The sequence below is a fragment of the Rathayibacter sp. AY1H2 genome, assembly GCF_002931985.1.
Lineage (GTDB): Bacteria > Actinomycetota > Actinomycetes > Actinomycetales > Microbacteriaceae > Rathayibacter.
In genome coordinates this window covers 395203-411817 of the sequence record NZ_PSUV01000001.1, presented here as the reverse complement: position 1 = coordinate 411817, position 16615 = coordinate 395203, and the positions used below count along the sequence as shown (strand labels likewise).

The window sequence follows — 16615 nt, the reverse complement described above, 5'->3', positions numbered from 1 at the left end:
TCAGCCCCGCGCGACGAGCAGCACGTCGGGACGATCCCAGTTCTCGACGGTCTGCAGCACCCAGAAGATCCCGAAGAGGGCCAGCGCGACGGCCTCGCCGAGCAGGAGCCACTGCTCGCCGAGAAGCTCCGCTCCCCGCCCCGTGAGTAGCAGGAGCACCAGCGCCGCATCGACCGCGGCGATCAGCACCGCGAGAACGGCGTAGCAGCGGGAGTAGAAGCGCGGCGTCCCCGGCCCGCTCGCTCCCTCCGCGCGCACCGCGACGGCGTGCAGACCGGCGGTGACGGCGATGAGGAGGAAGAAGACGCCGGCGGCGGCGTAGTGGCCGAGCCGCAGGAACGACGGGAGCGTGCTCCAGGCCGCCAGGAAGATCAGGAGGGCGGCGGCGATCGCGGTGCGGACCAGTGCCCAGCGGTCGAGGACCCGGTCGAGGGCGAGCAGGATCACGGAGGCGACGAGGACGGCCGCGGCCGTGACCAGGTAGGCGGGCAGGGAGGCGGCGACCTCACCCGCGGCCGTCGCGGGAAGGCACGACGCCCCTCCCGCCGGGCACACCGCTCCCTGGAGGCGCTGCAGCTCCTCCGAGGCGAGGGGCACCGGCACGATCGCGATGACCGGCGCCGTCATGCCCGCCAGCAGCAGGAGGAAGCGCCGCACGCTCCTCCCGGCGAGGACGACCAGCGCGACGCCGACCGCGAAGAGCGCCCCGGTGAAGAGGGAGCGGACCGGGGTGTAGTACGAGGCGCTGATCGAGCGCAGCGGGCCTCCGACGACGAGCTGGTGGACGAGGCCGGCCGTGAGGAGCACCACGGCCGCCACCAGGGAGAGGCGGACGTAGCGGTAGGTGCGGAGGGAGGAGACGGCGCCGCCCCCGCCCAGCGCGTCGCCGCGGGCCACCCGGCTACTCCGCGCGCAGGCCGGAGGAGGCGAGGGCGAAGTCGACGTCGATGCGGATGGCGACGCGGAGGGGGTTCGGGCGCGGGGTGCGGTAGCGCTGGGAGTAGAGCTCGACGGCGTGCTGCACGGCGTCCGGCTCCTCCTCGATCGTCGCCGGACCGCCCAGGCTCAGCCACCGGATGCCGTCGACCTGCCCGACCGTCGCGGTGCCGCCCCGCCGGACGTTGAGCACCTTCTGGCTCTCGCGGGAGGTGATGACGCGGACGACGCCGTCCTCGTAGGTGAAGCCCACGGCGACCACATGCAGGCGGCCCTGGCGGCCGGGGGTGGAGAGGGTGGCCAGGTGGCGCTCGGTGACGAAGGCGAGGCCGTCGGCGCTCAGGATGCTCATCCCGCGAGCGTAGCCCGAGGCGCCGACGCGCTCCTGGGGGCGGACCGCCGGTCAGCCCTCGAGGATCAGCGCCTCGCCCTGGCCGCCTCCGCCGCAGAGCGCGGCGACGCCGAGCCCGCCGCCCCGGCGCCGGAGGGCCAGCGCCAGGTGCAGGGCCAGCCGTGCTCCGGAGGCGCCCACAGGGTGGCCGAGCGCGATCGCCCCGCCGTCGGGGTTGACCGCCTCGGGCTCGACGCCGAGATCGTCCGCCGACTGGAGGACGACGGAGGCGAACGCCTCGTTGATCTCGATCAGGTCCAGGTCGGACACCGCTGCACCGCGGCGGCCGAGCGCCCGGAGGATCGCCGCCGACGGCTGTGAATGCAGGGAGTTGTCCGGTCCGGCGACCTGCCCGTGCTCGGCGACGGTCGCGAGCCAGGGCAGTCCGCGCTCGCGGGCCCAGCCGCGGGACACGACGACCAGCGCGGCGGCGCCGTCCGTGATCGGGGACGAGCTGCCCGCCGTGATCGTGCCCTCGGGCGAGAACGCGGGGGCCAGCCGGGCGAGCGTCTCGACCGTGCTGTCCTCCCGGATCCCGTCGTCGGCGGACACGACGAGGTCCGGTCCGCGCCGCTGCGGAACCGCGACCGGCACGATCTCCTCGGCGAGCACGCCGGTGGACCGTGCCGCGGCGGCCCGCTGGTGCGAGAGCGCGGCGAAGGCGTCCTGGCGCTCGCGGCGGATGCCCCGTGCGGCGTTGCCGTCGTCGGTCACCCTCCCCATCAGGCGGCGGTCGAACGGATCGAGCAGGCCGTCGTGGAGGAGTGCGTCCTCGAGCGGACGCGGACCGACACCCAGGCCCGAGCGGGATCCGAGCAGGAGGTGCGGCGCGTTGGTCATCGACTCCTGCCCTCCGGCGACGACCACCTGCGCCTCGCCGAGCCGGATCATCCGCGCCGCGTCGATCACCGCGGTGAGACCCGACAGGCAGAGCTTGTTGATCGTGACCGCCGGGACGTCCCAGCCCAGGCCCGCGAGGACCGCGGCCTGCCGGGCGGGGCCCTGACCGGCTCCGGCCTGGATCACCTGGCCGAGCACGACCGCGCCGACGTCGGCCGCGGAGGCGCCCGAGCGCTCGAGAGCCCCTCGGATGGCAGCGGCGCCGAGCTCGACGCCCGAGAGCGGCGCGAAGGCTCCGGAGAAGCGGGCGAACGGGGTGCGGGCGCCCCCCAGGATCACGGGGGTGGTGTCGTCAGTGGACACGGGGACTCCTTCTCGACGGTGAGAGCGGGGGAAGCGGTGGGGAGACGGATGCCGGGAGCCGGCCCGGCTCAGGGAACGAGAAGGATCTTCCCGCGGACGTGGCCGTCCTCGCTGAGCCGGTGCGCCTCTGCGGCCTGCTCGAGCTGGAGGCGCGGACCTGTCGCGACCGCGAAGCGCCCCTCGCTCGCCAGCCGGGCGGCCAGCGGCACCCCCTCGCGGCGGAGGCGCTGCTCCTCCTCGGTCAGCGGCACGGGACTGCCGCCGCTCCAGGCCCGGATGCCCAGCTCGGCCGCCCGAGGACCGGCGACCACCGTTCCGACGTGCTGCGGATCCTCCACCAGCGCGAGCGAGGCGGCGAGCGCCTCGTCCGTCCCGGCCGCGTCGAGCACGCGGTCGACGCCCTCGGGCGCCGTGGCACGCAGCCGCTCGAGCAGTCCGGGCCCGTAGGCGACCGGCACCGCTCCGAGCGCGCGCAGCGCCTCGTGATTCGCCGGGCTCGCCGTGGCGATCACCCGGGCTCCGCGGTCGACGGCGAACTGGATCGCCGCCCGGCCGACCGCTCCGGCGCCCGCGTGGACGACGAACGTCGATCCCTCCGCGACGCCGAGCGAGACCACCGCCTGGTAGGCCGTGGAGACCGGGATGCCGAGCGCGGCCGCCTCCTCGAAGCCGAGTCCGTCGGGGAGCGGATCGAGGGAGTGGGGGGAGACCGCGACGGCGGTCGCGTAGGTGCCGGTGGCGCCGCTGACGATGACCCGGTCGCCGACGCTCCAACCGGTCACTCCCGGACCGACGGCGGAGACCACGCCGGAGCCGTCCGACCCGAGCCTCCGCGGACCGTCGAACGGCGGGCTCGGGCGCAGGCCGGAGCGCACCTTCCACTCGATCGGGTTCACACCGGCCGCGCGGACGGCGACCACCACGATTCCGGGCCCCGCCTCGGGCTCCGGCGCCTCGACGGTCTCGAGCACCTCGGGCCCGCCGATCCGCTCGTACTGCACGATCCTCGCCATGTCGTCCTCCTCCTCGCGGGCCACCGCCCGCTCCGGTCGACTCAGTCCAGCAGACTCTCGCGCACCTGGCGGCGCAGCACCTTGCCGATCAGCGAGGTCGGCAGCTCGTCCACCGGGACGATCCGCCTGGGCACCTTGTAGGGCGTCAGGTGCAGCCGGCAGAAGTCGCGCAGCGCCTCCGGATCCACGGCCGTCCCGGCCCGCAGGACCACGGCCGCCGCGACGCTCTCGCCGCCGTCCTCGCGGGGGAGCCCGACGACGGCCGCGCGCGTCACGTCCGGGTGCGACTCCAGCACTCCCTCGACCTCGGAGGGGGAGACGTTGAAGCCGCCGGTGATGATGAGCTCCTTGGCCCGGTCGACGATCGTCACGAAGCCGTCGGCCGAGACGGTCGCGATGTCGCCCGTGCGCAGCCAGCCGCCGGGGATGAGGGCCTCGGCCGTCTCCTCCGGCCGCTTCCAGTACCCCTGGAACACCTGCGGCCCCCGGAGCAGGAGCTCGCCGGACTCGCCCGGGCCGCGGTCGACCGACGGATCGGCGGGGTCGACGAGGCGGATCGTCGTGCTGGGGAACGGCACGCCCACGGTGCCGGGCCGGCGGGTCGGGCCGACCGGGTTCCCGAGGGCGACCGGCGAGCTCTCGGTCATGCCGTAGCCCTCGACCAGGAGTCCCCGGCTCGCGCGCTCCCAGCGGTCGACCGTCGCGACCGGCAGGCTCATCGCTCCCGAGATCGCGAAGCGGATGCCGCGCAGGTCGAGCTCGTGGCGCTCGGAGGCGCGGGCCAGCGCGTCGTACACGGGCGGCACCGCGGGGAGGAAGGTGGGCGGCGACGACTTCGCGGCCGCCTTCACGAGGCCGACGTCGAAGGTCGGGAACAGCACGACCTTCGCGCCGATGCTGATCGCGAAGGTCAGGCACAGCGTCAGCCCGTAGGCGTGGAACAGGGGGAGCACCGCGTAGAACGTCTCGTCGCCCTCGCGCAGGCCCGGCACCCAGGCGCGGCCCTGCAGGGCGTTCGCACGGAGGTTCGCGTGCGAGAGGATCGCGCCCTTGGGCGTCCCGGTGGTGCCGCTCGTGTACTGCAGCAGGGCCGTGTCGCCGAGGACCGGGCGGGGGTGCGAGCGCGCGATGCGGCGGTTCTTCAGCAGCGACGCGAAGGGCACCAGGGAGCGGCTGCGGGGGGTCGCGGTCAGCTTCTCGCGCGACCGGCGCACCGACGGCAGGGGGAGCCGGAGCGCCAGGCGCTTGCCGAGCGGGAAGGAGCGGGTGAGGTCGACGGAGACGACGCGCTCGATGCCCAGGTCGGCGGGCATGGTCGCGACGACGTCGGCGATCTTGTCCCAGACGACCGCGAACCGGGCGCCGTGGTCCTCGAACTGCCGCCGCAGCTCGCGCGGCGTGTAGAGCGGGTTGTGCTCGACCACGATCGCTCCGAGGCGGAGAGCGGCGTAGAACGCCACCACGTGCTCCGGGCAGTTCGGGAGCACCAGCGCGACCCGGTCGCCGGCGCGCACGCCCAGGCGCCGCAGGCCCTCCGCCGTGCGCGCGACCTGCTCGCCGAGCTCGGCGTAGCTGGTCTCGGCGCCGAAGAACTCGAGGGCGGTGCCGCGGCGGTACCGCGCGACCGAGTCCTCGAGCAGGTCGACGAGGGTCTGGGTGGGAGGGTCGATCTCGGCGGGCACGCCCTCCGCGTAGGAGGTCAGCCACGGCTTCGTCGCCAGGTTCGAGGATCCGGAGGTCACGGGCCGAGTATCGGGCACCCGCCTCCGCACTTCCTCCGAGGCGCGCGGAGGGGGTGCCGCACCGGGCGCGGGAGCGGCAGGCTGGCGGCATGAGCGCAGCCATCGACCTCCTCCGCGACGCCTTCGGCCGGGTGCACGAGAACGTGCACGCCGTCCTCGACGACAGCACCCCCGATCAGCTCGCGTTCCGCGCGGACGCCCGCTCGAACTCGCCCGCCTGGCTCGTCTGGCATCTCGTCCGGGTGCAGGACGACCACCTCGCCCCGCTCGCCGGCCACGAGCAGGTGTGGACGGCCGACGGCTTCCACGGCCGGTCCGGGCTGCCCTTCGGGCCCGACGAGACCGGCTACGGGCAGGAGCCGGCCGAGGTGGCGGCGCTCGCCGCGTTGCCGGCCGCGCTGCTCGCGGAGTACGCCGACGCCGTGCACCGGCAGACGCTCGCCCTCCTCGACACGCTCGGAGACGAGGACCTCGAGCGCGTCGTCGACGAGCAGTGGGATCCGCCGGTGACCCTCGGGGTTCGGCTGGTCTCGGTGATCGACGACGACACGCAGCACGTCGGCCAGGCCGCGTACGCGAAGGGTCTCGCCGAGCGCTCGGCGCGCTGAGCCCGGCCTCTACGCTGGCGGGATGCGCGCGCTCCGGACCCTGCCCGCGAGCGCGGTCCTCGCCCTCGCCACCGCGCTGACCCTCGTCGGCTCCTGGATCCCCTCCTACTGGAACGACGAGGCCGCGACCCTCCGCCTGGCGCGGCTCCCGGTGGGCGAGCTCCTCGCCTTCGTGCAGGAGAAGGACGCGGTGCACCTGGTCTACGGCCTGCTGATGCACGGCTGGATCGCGATCGCCGGGGAGTCGGAGCTCGCGGTGCGGGCGCCGTCCGCTCTCGCCACGGGAGCGGCGGCGGCGGGCGTCGTCGTCCTGCTGCGCTCGTTCGACCGGCCCCGGGCGGCACTCCTCGCCGCCGCGGTGCTCGTGCTGCTCCCGCGGTCCTCGTTCTCGGGGACCGAGGCGCGGTCCTCCGCTCTGGCCACCGCGCTCGTGGTGGGAGCGGCGGTCCTCGTCGTGCGGGCGGCCCGCTCCGGAGGAGCCCTGCGCTGGACCGCGTTCGCGGCCGTCGCAGGTCTGGCGGACGCCGTGTTCCTCTACTCCGTGCTGGTGCTGCCGGCTCTCGTCGCTCTCGCCGCGGCCGCGGCGCCCCGGGGTGCCGTGCGGGCTCTTCCGGCGAGCGCCCTCTCGGCACTGGGCGCAGTGCCGGTGCTGCTCCTCGCCGCAGGGCAGAGCGGCCAGGTCGGCTGGCTCCGCTCGCAGCCCGTGACCGCGTTCACCGTCCTGGTCGAGCCGTTCTTCGGATCCGCGTGGTGGCTGGCCGGGATCGCCGTCGCGCTCCTCGCGGTCGCCGCGGTGCGGGGCGGCCTGCGCGGGCCGCTCCTGCCGGCCCTCGTCCTCTGGATCGTGCTGCCGACGGCGGTGCTGGTGCTCGGGACCCTCCTCGTCGAGCCGATGTTCACTCCGCGCTACCTCGCGTCGAGCACGCCCGCTCTCGCGGTCCTCCTCGGCCTCGCGCTCGACTCGTTCAGGGCCCGGACGGGCGTCGCCCTCCTCGCCCTGATCGCGGTGGCCGCCCTGCCGGTCCTGGTGCAGATGCGCACGGTCACCGGGAAGCCGGCCGGGCAGGATCTCCGCGGTCTGGCGGCCGCCGTCGAGGAGCGGGCCCGTCCGGGCGACGCCGTCCTCCTCGGCTCCTCCGGGACGGTCTCGCTCCGGCCCCGCCTGGCGCTCGCCGCCTACCCGGAGGCGTTCGCGGGCGTGGACGATGTCGCCCTCGCCGCTCCGTACAGGACGACGGGCACGTATTCGGACGTCCTGCTGGAGGGCGAGGCGCTGCGCGCCGCGCTCGCCGGGGAGGACCGGGTCTGGCAGGCGCTGCCGGAGGGCGAGGCGGACGCGGTGCTCGCTGAGGCGGGGTTCGTCGCGCGCGAGCGGATCCGGGTGCCGACGACCGTGCTGACGCTGTGGGAGCGTCCGGAGGGCCGCTGATCCGGAGCGCTCGGGGCGTCGCAGCCCCGGAGTGGAGAGACGCCGGAGTGCCCGGAGCCCCGCCGACGGGGAGCCGCTACCCTTGTCCCCGGCGCCGTCGCAGAGCGGTGGCGTCCGCGGAGCGAGGACCGCGCCACCGAGAGGACCCGAACGTGACGTTGCCCGAGACCACCACCACCGCCATCGCGAAGCGGAAGGGGCGCGACGTCGCCCCCGAGATCGCGCGCTCCTGGCTGCTGGTGAACGCCACCCGCACCGAGACGTTCGACGCCGCGCACGCGTCCCGCGCCGACCAGATCGTCCTCGACATCGAGGACGCGGTCGACCCCAAGGCGAAGCCCGACGCGCGGACCGACGTCGCGGAGTGGCTGACCGGCGAGAAGCGCGCCTGGGTCCGCATCAACGACCACTCCACCCCGTTCTGGTCCGACGACGTCGACGCGCTGAAGGGCCTGCCCGGCCTCGCCGGCGTCATGCTCGCCAAGACCGAGGCCGCCGAGCACGTCACCGAGACCTTCGACCGCCTCGGCGGCTCCACCCCGGTGCTCGCCCTGGTCGAGTCCGCCCTCGGCATCGAGGAGGCGGTCTCGATCGCCCGCGCCCGCGGCACCTTCCGCCTCGCGTTCGGCAGCGGCGACTACCGCCGCGACACCGGCACCAGCGCCGACGACCTCGCGATGGCCTACCCGCGCTCGCGCCTGGTCGTCGCCTCGCGCATCGGCGACCTGCCCGGCCCGATCGACGGCCCGACCGTCTCGAACAGCCACCCCGTGCTGCGCGAGCAGTCCGCGCTCACGGTCTCGCTCGGCCTCACCGGGAAGCTCTGCCTCGACACCGAGCAGCTCGCCGTGATCAACGAGGTCATCAGCCCGACGCCGTCCGACGTCGCCTGGGCCCGCGACTTCCTCGACGACTTCGAGGCCCGCGGCCGCGTCATCCGCGACGGCAGCGACCTGCCCCGGCTGGGCCGCGCCAAGAAGATCGACAAGCTGGCCACGGCGTTCGGCGTCAACCCGCTGTGATCCGTCGCGGGGAGGGCGCCACCGCGGCACACTGAGGGAGCCGCGGAGACCCTCCCGCGCAGGACGGAGACTCCGATGGGCGCGGTCAGCACCTTCCTCTGGTTCGACGACGGCGCGGGGGAGGCGGCGCGCTTCTACACGGAGCTGGTGCCGAACTCGCGGATCACCGGAAGCCAGGTGCTGCCGGAGGGCTCCCCGTCGCCCGGCGAGGTGCTGTCGGTGACGTTCGAGCTCGACGGGCAGCGGTTCCAGGCGATCAACGCCGGGCCGCGGTTCCCGTTCACCGAGGCCGTCTCGATCGTCGTGACCGTCGGCGACCAGTCCGAGCTCGACCGGCTGTGGGACGCCCTGATCGCGGACGGCGGCGAGGAGAGCCGGTGCGGCTGGCTCCGCGACCGCTGGGGGCTGTCCTGGCAGATCGTGCCGGAGGTCCTCCCGCGTCTGCTCGGAGGCGCCGACCCCGAGGCGTCCGCGCGCGCTCTGCAGGCGATGCTCGCGATGAGCCGCCTCGACATCGCGGAGCTGGAGCGGGCCCATGCCGGCGCGTGACTCCGCCCGCCCGCGCCGCTCGACCTCGCTGCGGCGCGCGTACCTCCGCGACTACCGCTACGCCTACGGCTCGCGCTTCGTGCACCTGCGGGAGGGCTGGGACGTGTCGCGGTACGCGTCCGGCGACGGCGCTCCGGTGCTGCTCATCCCCGGGATCTACGAGACGTGGCAGTTCCTCCGGCCCATCGCCGAGAGGCTGCACGCGGCGGGCCATCCGATCCACGTGCTGCCCGCGCTCGGCTACAACACGCGGCCGATCGTCGCGTCGGCCGGACTCGGCCAGGACTACCTGCGCGAGCACGATCTGCGCGGAGTCGTCGTCGTCGCGCACAGCAAGGGCGGCCTGATCGGCAAGCACATGATGGTCGTCGACGACCGCGAGGACGGGCGGATCGAGCGCATGATCGCCGTCTCGACCCCGTTCAACGGCTCGTCGCTCGCACGGATCGCCCCGGCGCGGGCGCTCCGGGAGTTCGCACCCCACCGCCCGCTGATCCGCACCCTGCTGGCCGAGCGCGAGGCCGACGCGCGCATCACGTCGATCTACGGGATGCGCGACCAGTACATCCCCGGAGGGAGCCGCCTCGCCGGGGGGCACGAGAACATCGCGGTCTCGGTGGTCGGCCACTTCGCGCTGCTCTCGAGCCCGAAGGTGCTCGACCTCATCGCGGCCCGGGTCTGAGGCCGGACCGGATCCGCTGGGCTCGCCGCCCGCGTGAGGCGCCTGCCGTGCGGCGCGACCTCGACCGGAGGACGGCCGCCTCAGCGACGGGCCGAGCCGCCCGCCGCGCTCAGGACCAGGGAGTGAGCAGCACGAGCGGGATCTGCCGCTCGGTCTTCGTCTGGTACTCGGCGTAGTCCGGCCACGCGGCGACCGCGCGCTCCCACCAGGCCGCGCGCAGATCGCCCTCGAGCACGCTCGCGGCGTAGTCCTTCTTCACCGGCCCGTCCTGCAGCTCGACGTGCGGCTCCTTGAGCATGTTGCCGTACCAGACGGGGTGCTCGGGCGCGCCGCCTTTGGACGCGACGACCACGTACTCGCCCTCGTGCTCGACGCGCATCAGCGCGGTCTTGCGGAGCTTCCCGCTCTTCGAGCCGACGGTGGTCAGGACGATGATGGGGCGGCCGCGGAGGAGGTTCCCCTCGGCTCCGCCGGTCCGCTCGTAGAGCTCCGCCTGCTCGCGGGCCCACTCGGACGTGCTGGGTTCGTACTCTCCGGTCAGCGGCATGCCTCCGATCGTACGGCCGCGGCGGCCCCGGTGGCCGACCCGTGTGCAGGAGGATGGAGCGGTGTTCTCCGCAGACCCGTTCGACCGAGCCCGTATCGCCCTCCTGCGCGACGACCTGATCCGCGCCCGCTACGGCGTGGACGCCGTGCGGGGGCTCTGGGGCGACGAAGCGGCCGAGGCGCTGCACCGCGGCGATCGGGTCCCCGCCCGCCGCGCCCTCGAGCGCAGCGGCGACCACGACGCGCTGGCCACCCTCGCCCGCCTGTTCCTCCTGGCCGATCCCGTCTCGGCCGACGACGCGGACGAGGCGTTCGGCGCTCTCGCGCTGGAGGGGGCGGTGGAGCTCGGCCTGGTGCGCGTCGAGGCCGGAGCCGTCGTCACCGCGGCCCTCGACCTGCGCCCCTACGACGTGGTCGACCAGCGCGGCGCTGCCTCCTGGTGGATCGCCTCCGACCTCGGGGAGCTCGCCCTCGGCCGCGCGCTCGACGAGGACCACGTGCTCGGCGTCGGCGGCGCGAGCCTCACGCTGACCGGCCTGATGATCCAGCGGCCCGTCGGCCGCGTGCTCGACCTGGGGACCGGCTGCGGGATCCAGGCGCTGCACGCCTCCCGCCACGCCGAGCAGGTGGTCGCCACCGACATCTCCGAGCGCGCGCTCGCGCTCGCCTCTTTCACCGCGGCGCTCAACGGGATCGAGAACATCGAGTTCCGCCTCGGCAGCCTCTACGAGCCGGTCGCGGGGGAGCGCTTCGACCACATCGTCACGAACCCGCCGTTCGTCATCACGCCGCGAGTCGAGGGCGTCCCCTCCTACGAGTACCGCGACGGCGGGCTGGAGGGCGACGAGATCGTGCGCCGCGTGATCCTCGGAGCAGCCGAGCACCTGGTGCCCGGCGGTGTCGCGCAGCTCCTGGGGAACTGGGAGTACCGGGAGGGCGCGGACGCCTTCGACCGGATCGCGGACTGGCTCGCCGACGCCCGCAGCCCGCTGGAGCAGGCGCTCGAGGCGGGGCCCGAGGGGCTCGACGCCTGGATGGGCGGGACCGCCTCTCCTCTGGACGTCTGGGTCGTGGAGCGCGAGCGTCAGGATCCGGCGGTCTACGCCGAGACCTGGATCCGGGACGGCGGCACGACTCGCGGCCCCGCGTTCGACGCGCTGGTCGACGCCTGGCTGACCGACTTCGAGCGGCGCGGGGTGACCGGCGTCGGCTTCGGCTACGTCACGCTCCGCCTGCCCGAGCAGCCCCGCCCGCCGATCCGCCGCCTCGAGCGCATCACCACGCCGGTCGCGACCGCGGGCCTGGGCGGCCACCTCGCCGCCTGCCTCGACGCGGCCGAGGCCCTCGCGTCGCTCGACGATCGCGCTCTGGCGGGTCTCGCCCTGGTCGTCGCCGGAGACGTCACGGAGGAGCGGCACTACTGGCCGGGCAACGACGATCCGACGGTGCTGCGGCTGCGCCAGGGCGGCGGCTTCGCCCGGGTCGAGGAGGTCGACACGGCTCTCGCCGCCGTGGTCGGCGCCTGCGACGGCGAGCTCTCGGTGGCGGCGATCGCGGCGGCGGTCGCCTCGCTCCTCCAGGTCGAGGAGGAGGCGGTGTCCGACTCCGTGCTGCCGCGGGTGCGCGAGCTGGTGGCGACGGGGCTGCTGCGGCTGCCCCAGGGGGAACGCGGCTAGAAGAGGGTGGCGGAGTCCTCGACGGGGGGCGCAGCGGCCGCGGCGGGCGCGGCGGCGGCCGTCGGCCATCCGGGTCCGGCGTCGACGGGCTGCCGGCGCTGGTAGGCGGTCGCGGCGCTCCGGGCGCGGACGTCGGCGGCCTCGTTCATCCGGTGGTTGGCGTGCCCCTTCACCCACTCGAAGGTGACAGCCCGGCCCTGCAGCTCCTCGTCGAGCGCCTTGATGATCTCGACGTTCATCACCGGCTTGCCGTCGGCCTTGCGCCAGCCCTTCCGCTTCCAGCCCGGCAGCCACTCGGTGCAGGCCTTGATGGCGTACTGGCTGTCGCAGAGGATGTGCAGCGGCTCCTCCTCCTGCGCGGTCGCGCGCAGCAGCTCGAGCACCGCGGTGAGCTCGCCGATGTTGTTCGTGCCGTGCGACCAGCCGCCCGCGGCCCAGCGCTCGTCGTCGACGTACCAGGCCCAGCCGGCGGGGCCGGGGTTGCCCAGTGCGGACCCGTCTGCGGCGGCGATGATGCTCACGTGCGTCTCTCCTCGTGCTCTCGGTGCTCGCGCCGGTGCGGCGCCCTCCGAGGGTAGTCGGCGGGCGGGGCGGTCCGCGGCGCGCGGCGCGGAGTCAGGCGGAGGAGGAGCGGCGCGCGATCGTCACGCGCGTCGAGTACGGCATCGCGACGGTCCCGCTCCCGCCCGACTCCTCGTCCACCACGGCGTCGACCGCCGCGAGGACCGCGGCGCGCTCCTCCTCGGGCATCGCGATGACGGAGCTGCGGGACGCGAACATGTCCCGCACCCCGGCTCGGTCCAGCTCGAAGGACCACTCGAAGGCCGCGAACGCCACCCGCTCGAGAGCGGAGCCGAGCGGCGGCCGGAGCGTCTCGAAGCGCTCGGCGGTGGAGGCTCCGGCGACCTCGCCGAGCCGGCGCACCCAGGGGACCGACTCGTCGCGGATGTTCCACACCAGCGCGAGCACGCCCTCCGGCACCAGGACGCGGGCGACTTCGGCTCCCGCGCGCTCGGCGTCGACCCAGTGCCACGACTGCGCGGCGGTGACGAGCTCCGCGGAGGCGTCCGCGGCGGGGATCGCCTCGGCCGTCCCCTCCTCGGGGCGGACCCCCGGCAGATTCGAGGCGAGCCGCGCGAGCATCTCCGCGTCGGGCTCGACCGCGGTCACGGCGAGGCCGCGGGACGCGAGCGACGCGGTGAACTTGCCCGTTCCCGCGCCGAGGTCCACGGCGCGCAGCCGATCGGAGGCGTCGGCTCCCGCCGCGCGGGCCCGCTCCGGGATGAAGGCGCCCGCCACCCGCGCGGGGGCGTGCCCCACGATCCAGTCGACGGCGTCGTCGGGGTAGCCGGGCCGCCCGCGGTCGTAGGCGTCGACCGCGCTGCCGAAGGAGCGTCCGAGGCCGCTCATCGCTTCTCCGCCGCCCGCGCGAGCACGTCCACCGCGTAGCCGTAGCCGGCGATCCCCGCGCCGACGATCACGGCGATCGCGACGTCCGAGAGGTAGGAGTGCTGCCGGAACGGCTCGCGCCGGTGCACGTTGCTCACGTGCACCTCGACCATCGGCAGCTCGGTCGCGAGGACGGCGTCGCGGATCGCGATCGACGTGTGCGTGTACGCCCCGGCGTTGAGCACCACTCCCGAGACGGAGCCGCGAGCCGCGTGCAGCCGGTCGACGATCGCGCCCTCCGAGCTGCTCTGGAAGGTCTCGACCGTGAAGCCGTGCCGCTCGGCCGCCTCCGCCGCCAGCGCCTCGGCGTCAGCGAGGGTGTCCGAGCCGTAGAGCTCGGGCTCGCGGGTGCCGAGCAGGTTCAGGTTCGGGCCGTTGAGGACGAGGATCGGCAGCTTCACGCTCCGACCCTAGCGCCGGCCGTCCCCGCGAGCGGGAGCGACGGCAGCGCCGCGCGCAGGAGGATCAGCTCGCGCGCATGGGCGTCCAGACGCCGGTCCTCCTCGGTCCGCAGCTCGAGAGGCGGAACCGGCTCGGCCGCCCCGTCGGCGCCCCGCACCACGAAGACGCTCCGGCACTGCGTGGTCAGCTCCAGCTCGCCGGTCCGCGGGTCCCCGGAGCGCACGTGCACCGCCAGGTGCATGCTCCGGGCGCTCGTGTGGATGAGGCGCGCCTCCACCTCGACGAGGTGCCCGATGCGCACCGGACGGTAGAAGTGGATCCCGCCGGAGTAGACGGCCACCGCGTCGCGGCCGGTCCAGCGCTGCGCGACCGCGTCGGCCGCCTCGTCGATCCAGCGCATCACGATCCCGCCGTGGGCGTTGCCGCCCCAGTTGACGTCGCCCGGCGCCGCGAGGAAGCGGAACACGATCCGCGGACCGGTGCCCTCCTCGGTGTACTCCTGGGCGCGCATCACGTCGTGCAGCCGTCGGCGGCCCTCGATGCGCGCGGCGGCGCCCTCGGCGAGGGACAGGTCCTCGATCGAGCGGGGCCGCCACTCCAGGACCGACCGCGGCCTCTTCTCGTCGTCGACGGCCACGAACACGAGGAGGCAGTGCGTGGCGCCCTCGTAGAGGCCGGTCCGCGGATCCGCCTGCGCGACCTGCACCAGCACGTGCATGCTCGTGCGCCCGGTGTGGATGACGCGGGCGGTCGCCTCGATCAGGTTGCCGACCGAGATGGGCCGGGTGAAGTGGACGTTGCCGACGTACGCCGTCACGCAGTAGCCGCCGCTCCAGCCCACGGCGCAGGCGTAGCCGGCCTTGTCGATCCACTCGAGGACGCGGCCGGCCTGGGCGCTGCGGCCGTCGGCGGTGGCGTCCTGCGGGGCGGCGAGGAAGCGGAGCGTGATGCGGTCGGTCATGGTGCCCGTCGACGTGGGAGCGGAAGGGGGGAGTGGACCCGCGGGGGTGCGAGGAAAGGGGGATGATCCGCCCGCGGGCCACAGGGGTGTCCGGCAGGAGCCGGCTCGGTCAGGGGGATCAGGCCGCCAGCGGCAGCTTCTCGGCGAGGAGCCGGAGCCGCAGGGCCTGGAGCTCGGCGGTCAGCTCGGGCGGCAGCCGGTCGCCGAACCGCGTGAAGAACTCCTCCGTGAGCGCGCACTCCTCCAGCCACGCCTCCACCGGGACGGAGAACAGCTCCTCCTTCTGGGCCGCGGAGAGCCGGAGCCCGTGCGTGTTGATCGCGACCGGCAGGTCGCCGAGGGGGCTCCGCCGCGCCTCCGCCAGCCCCTCCAGGCGGCGGACGAGCCACTGCAGCACCCGTGCGTTCTCGCCGAAGCCGGGCCAGAGGAACTCGCCGTCCGCGTCCTTCCGGAACCAGTTGACCTGGAACACCGCCGGCGCCGCATCGCCGAGCTCGGCGCCGATCGCGAGCCAGTGCGCGAAGTAGTCGGCCATGTTGTAGCCGCAGAAGGGGAGCATCGCGAACGGATCGCGGCGCAGCTCCCCGACCGTGCCCTCCGCGGCCGCGGTCTTCTCGGAGGCGACGGTCGCACCCAGGAAGACGCCGTGCTGCCACGAGGTGGCCTGCGTGACCAGCGGGACGTTGCTCGCCCGTCGGCCACCGAAGACGATCCCGTCCAGCGGCACGCCCTCGTGGGCGTCCCAGTCGGCGGAGAGCGACGGGCACTGCGCGGCCGGCGCGGTGAAGCGGGAGTTGGGGTGCGCGGCGGGCGTGCCGGACGCCGGCGTCCACGGCTGCCCGCGCCAGTCGGTCAGCCGCTCCGGGACCTCGTCGGTCAGGCCCTCCCACCACACGTCGCCGTCCTCGCGGAGCGCGACGTTGGTGAAGATCGTGTTGCCCCAGAGCGTCTGCACGGCGTTCGGGTTCGAGCTCTCCCCGGTGCCGGGAGCGACGCCGAAGAAGCCCGTCTCGGGGTTCATCGCCCAGAGGCGTCCATCCTCCCCGCGGCGCATCCAGGTGATGTCGTCGCCCAGCGTCTCGACCCGCCAGCCGGGGATCGCGGGCTGCATCATCGCGAGGTTGGTCTTGCCGCACGCGCTCGGGAAGGCGGCGGCGACGTGGTAGCGCCGTCCCTCGGGCGAGACGATGCGGATCAGCAGCATGTGCTCGGCGAGCCAGCCCTCCTCGCGCCCCATCGCCGAGGCGATGCGCAGGGCGAAGCACTTCTTCGCCAGCAGGGCGTTGCCGCCGTAGCCGGAGCCGTACGAGACGATCTCGCGCGTCTCCGGGAACTGGGTGATGTACTTCACCGGGCTGCACGGCCAGGCGACGTCCTCGCGGGTGACGCCGTCCGCGTCGCGGAGAGGCAGCCCCACGGTGTGCACGCCGCGGACGAACGGGGTCTCCTCGGTGAAAGCCGCGAGCGGCTCGGAGCCCACGCGCGCCATGATCCGCAGGTTCAGCACCGCGTAGGCCGAGTCGGTGACCTGGACGCCCAGCTGCGAGAGCGGACCGCCGACGGGCCCCATCGAGAACGGGACGACGTACATCGTCCGTCCGCGCATCGCTCCGTCGAGGAGGGGAGCGAGCTCGGCCCTCATCGCGGCGGGCTCGCGCCAGTTGTTGGTCGGTCCCGCGTCGGCCTCGTCGGTCGTGCAGATGAAGGTGCGGTCCTCGACCCGGGCGACGTCGTCCGGGTCGGTGCGGGCCAGGAACGAGCCGGGCCGCCACTCCGGATTGAGCGGGAGGAGCGTGCCGGAGGCGACGAGCCGCTCGGTCAGGCGGTACCACTCCGCGGGGGAGCCGTCGCTCCACTCGATCGCGTCGGGCTGGAGGATCGCGGCGGTCTCGCGCACCCAGCGGCGGAGGGCGAGGGGCGCCGGCGGCACGACGGGCGCGGGGACGGACGTCGGCGCGGTCATGGTGCTCGGCTCGAGTCGGACGGTGTTGCTGTAGATGCTCATG

Annotated in this window: 17 protein-coding genes; 6 read left to right on the top strand and 11 right to left on the bottom strand. The window is 74.5% G+C overall.

Annotated features, from left to right (window positions below; genetic code table 11):
- The 5 genes from C5C29_RS01835 to C5C29_RS01815 all read right to left on the bottom strand — a co-directional run bounded on the left by C5C29_RS01835 (position 1) and on the right by C5C29_RS01815 (position 5285).
- Positions 1-897: a hypothetical protein gene (locus tag C5C29_RS01835; RefSeq protein WP_104223213.1), complete on the bottom strand. Its 897-nt coding sequence runs from the start codon at positions 895-897 to the stop codon at positions 1-3.
- 4 nt (positions 898-901) lie between these two features.
- Positions 902-1288 (bottom strand): pyridoxamine 5'-phosphate oxidase family protein, encoded by a 387-nt coding sequence (locus C5C29_RS01830; protein ID WP_104223212.1) that lies wholly within the window; start codon positions 1286-1288, stop codon positions 902-904.
- A gap of 51 nt (positions 1289-1339) precedes the next feature.
- Positions 1340-2530, bottom strand: coding sequence for an acetyl-CoA C-acyltransferase (locus tag C5C29_RS01825; RefSeq protein WP_104223211.1), 1191 nt, complete (start codon positions 2528-2530; stop codon positions 1340-1342).
- Between the two features lie 68 nt (positions 2531-2598).
- Entirely contained in the window at positions 2599-3543 is a 945-nt protein-coding gene (locus tag C5C29_RS01820) for an NADP-dependent oxidoreductase (RefSeq protein WP_104223233.1), read from the bottom strand.
- Positions 3544-3584: 41 nt separating this feature from the next.
- The gene (locus tag C5C29_RS01815) at positions 3585-5285 is read right to left on the bottom strand and encodes a long-chain-fatty-acid--CoA ligase (protein ID WP_104307915.1); all 1701 of its coding nucleotides are present in this window, start codon (positions 5283-5285) and stop codon (positions 3585-3587) included.
- A gap of 89 nt (positions 5286-5374) precedes the next feature.
- Between C5C29_RS01815 and C5C29_RS01810 the strand changes: the two genes are divergently transcribed.
- From C5C29_RS01810 to C5C29_RS01790, 5 genes are all read left to right on the top strand, one after another.
- On the top strand, positions 5375-5893 hold the full coding sequence (locus C5C29_RS01810; RefSeq protein ID WP_104307914.1) for a DinB family protein: 519 nt from the start codon (positions 5375-5377) through the stop codon (positions 5891-5893).
- Between the two features lie 22 nt (positions 5894-5915).
- The gene (locus C5C29_RS01805) at positions 5916-7322 is read left to right on the top strand and encodes a glycosyltransferase family 39 protein (protein WP_104307913.1); all 1407 of its coding nucleotides are present in this window, start codon (positions 5916-5918) and stop codon (positions 7320-7322) included.
- A gap of 158 nt (positions 7323-7480) precedes the next feature.
- Complete coding sequence (locus C5C29_RS01800) at positions 7481-8344, top strand: CoA ester lyase (RefSeq protein ID WP_208543400.1); 864 nt, start codon at positions 7481-7483, stop codon at positions 8342-8344.
- Positions 8345-8419: 75 nt separating this feature from the next.
- Positions 8420-8893 (top strand): VOC family protein, encoded by a 474-nt coding sequence (locus C5C29_RS01795; RefSeq protein ID WP_104263191.1) that lies wholly within the window; start codon positions 8420-8422, stop codon positions 8891-8893.
- Entirely contained in the window at positions 8880-9575 is a 696-nt protein-coding gene (locus C5C29_RS01790) for a triacylglycerol lipase (RefSeq protein WP_104307912.1), read from the top strand. Before C5C29_RS01795 ends, C5C29_RS01790 begins: the two co-directional genes overlap by 14 nt.
- A 109-nt stretch (positions 9576-9684) precedes the next feature.
- On the opposite strand, the gene C5C29_RS01785 is transcribed toward C5C29_RS01790, so the two are convergent.
- Positions 9685-10122, bottom strand: a complete 438-nt coding sequence (locus tag C5C29_RS01785) for a nitroreductase family deazaflavin-dependent oxidoreductase (protein WP_104223205.1) — start codon at positions 10120-10122, stop codon at positions 9685-9687.
- Positions 10123-10183: 61 nt separating this feature from the next.
- On the opposite strand from C5C29_RS01785, the gene C5C29_RS01780 reads away from it, so the two are divergent.
- Positions 10184-11797 carry a methyltransferase gene (locus tag C5C29_RS01780; RefSeq protein ID WP_258069452.1) on the top strand — a complete coding sequence of 538 codons (1614 nt, stop codon included), beginning with the start codon at positions 10184-10186 and terminating at the stop codon, positions 11795-11797.
- Here C5C29_RS01780 and C5C29_RS01775 read toward each other — a convergent pair.
- The 5 genes from C5C29_RS01775 to C5C29_RS01755 form a co-directional block, all read right to left on the bottom strand.
- The gene (locus tag C5C29_RS01775; protein WP_104223203.1) at positions 11794-12318 is read right to left on the bottom strand and encodes a ribonuclease H; all 525 of its coding nucleotides are present in this window, start codon (positions 12316-12318) and stop codon (positions 11794-11796) included. The genes C5C29_RS01780 and C5C29_RS01775 overlap by 4 nt on opposite strands.
- 94 nt (positions 12319-12412) lie before the next feature.
- Entirely contained in the window at positions 12413-13207 is a 795-nt protein-coding gene (locus tag C5C29_RS01770; protein WP_104263194.1) for a class I SAM-dependent methyltransferase, read from the bottom strand.
- A complete protein-coding gene (gene aroQ / locus C5C29_RS01765; protein ID WP_104238317.1) occupies positions 13204-13647 on the bottom strand; it encodes a type II 3-dehydroquinate dehydratase in 444 nt (147 codons plus the stop codon). The genes C5C29_RS01770 and aroQ overlap by 4 nt, the downstream gene beginning before the upstream one ends.
- Entirely contained in the window at positions 13644-14609 is a 966-nt protein-coding gene (locus tag C5C29_RS01760; protein WP_104307910.1) for an acyl-CoA thioesterase, read from the bottom strand. The genes aroQ and C5C29_RS01760 overlap by 4 nt, the downstream gene beginning before the upstream one ends.
- Positions 14610-14727: 118 nt before the next feature.
- Positions 14728-16572 (bottom strand): phosphoenolpyruvate carboxykinase (GTP), encoded by a 1845-nt coding sequence (locus tag C5C29_RS01755; protein ID WP_104307917.1) that lies wholly within the window; start codon positions 16570-16572, stop codon positions 14728-14730.
- Positions 16573-16615: the final 43 nt, after the last annotated feature.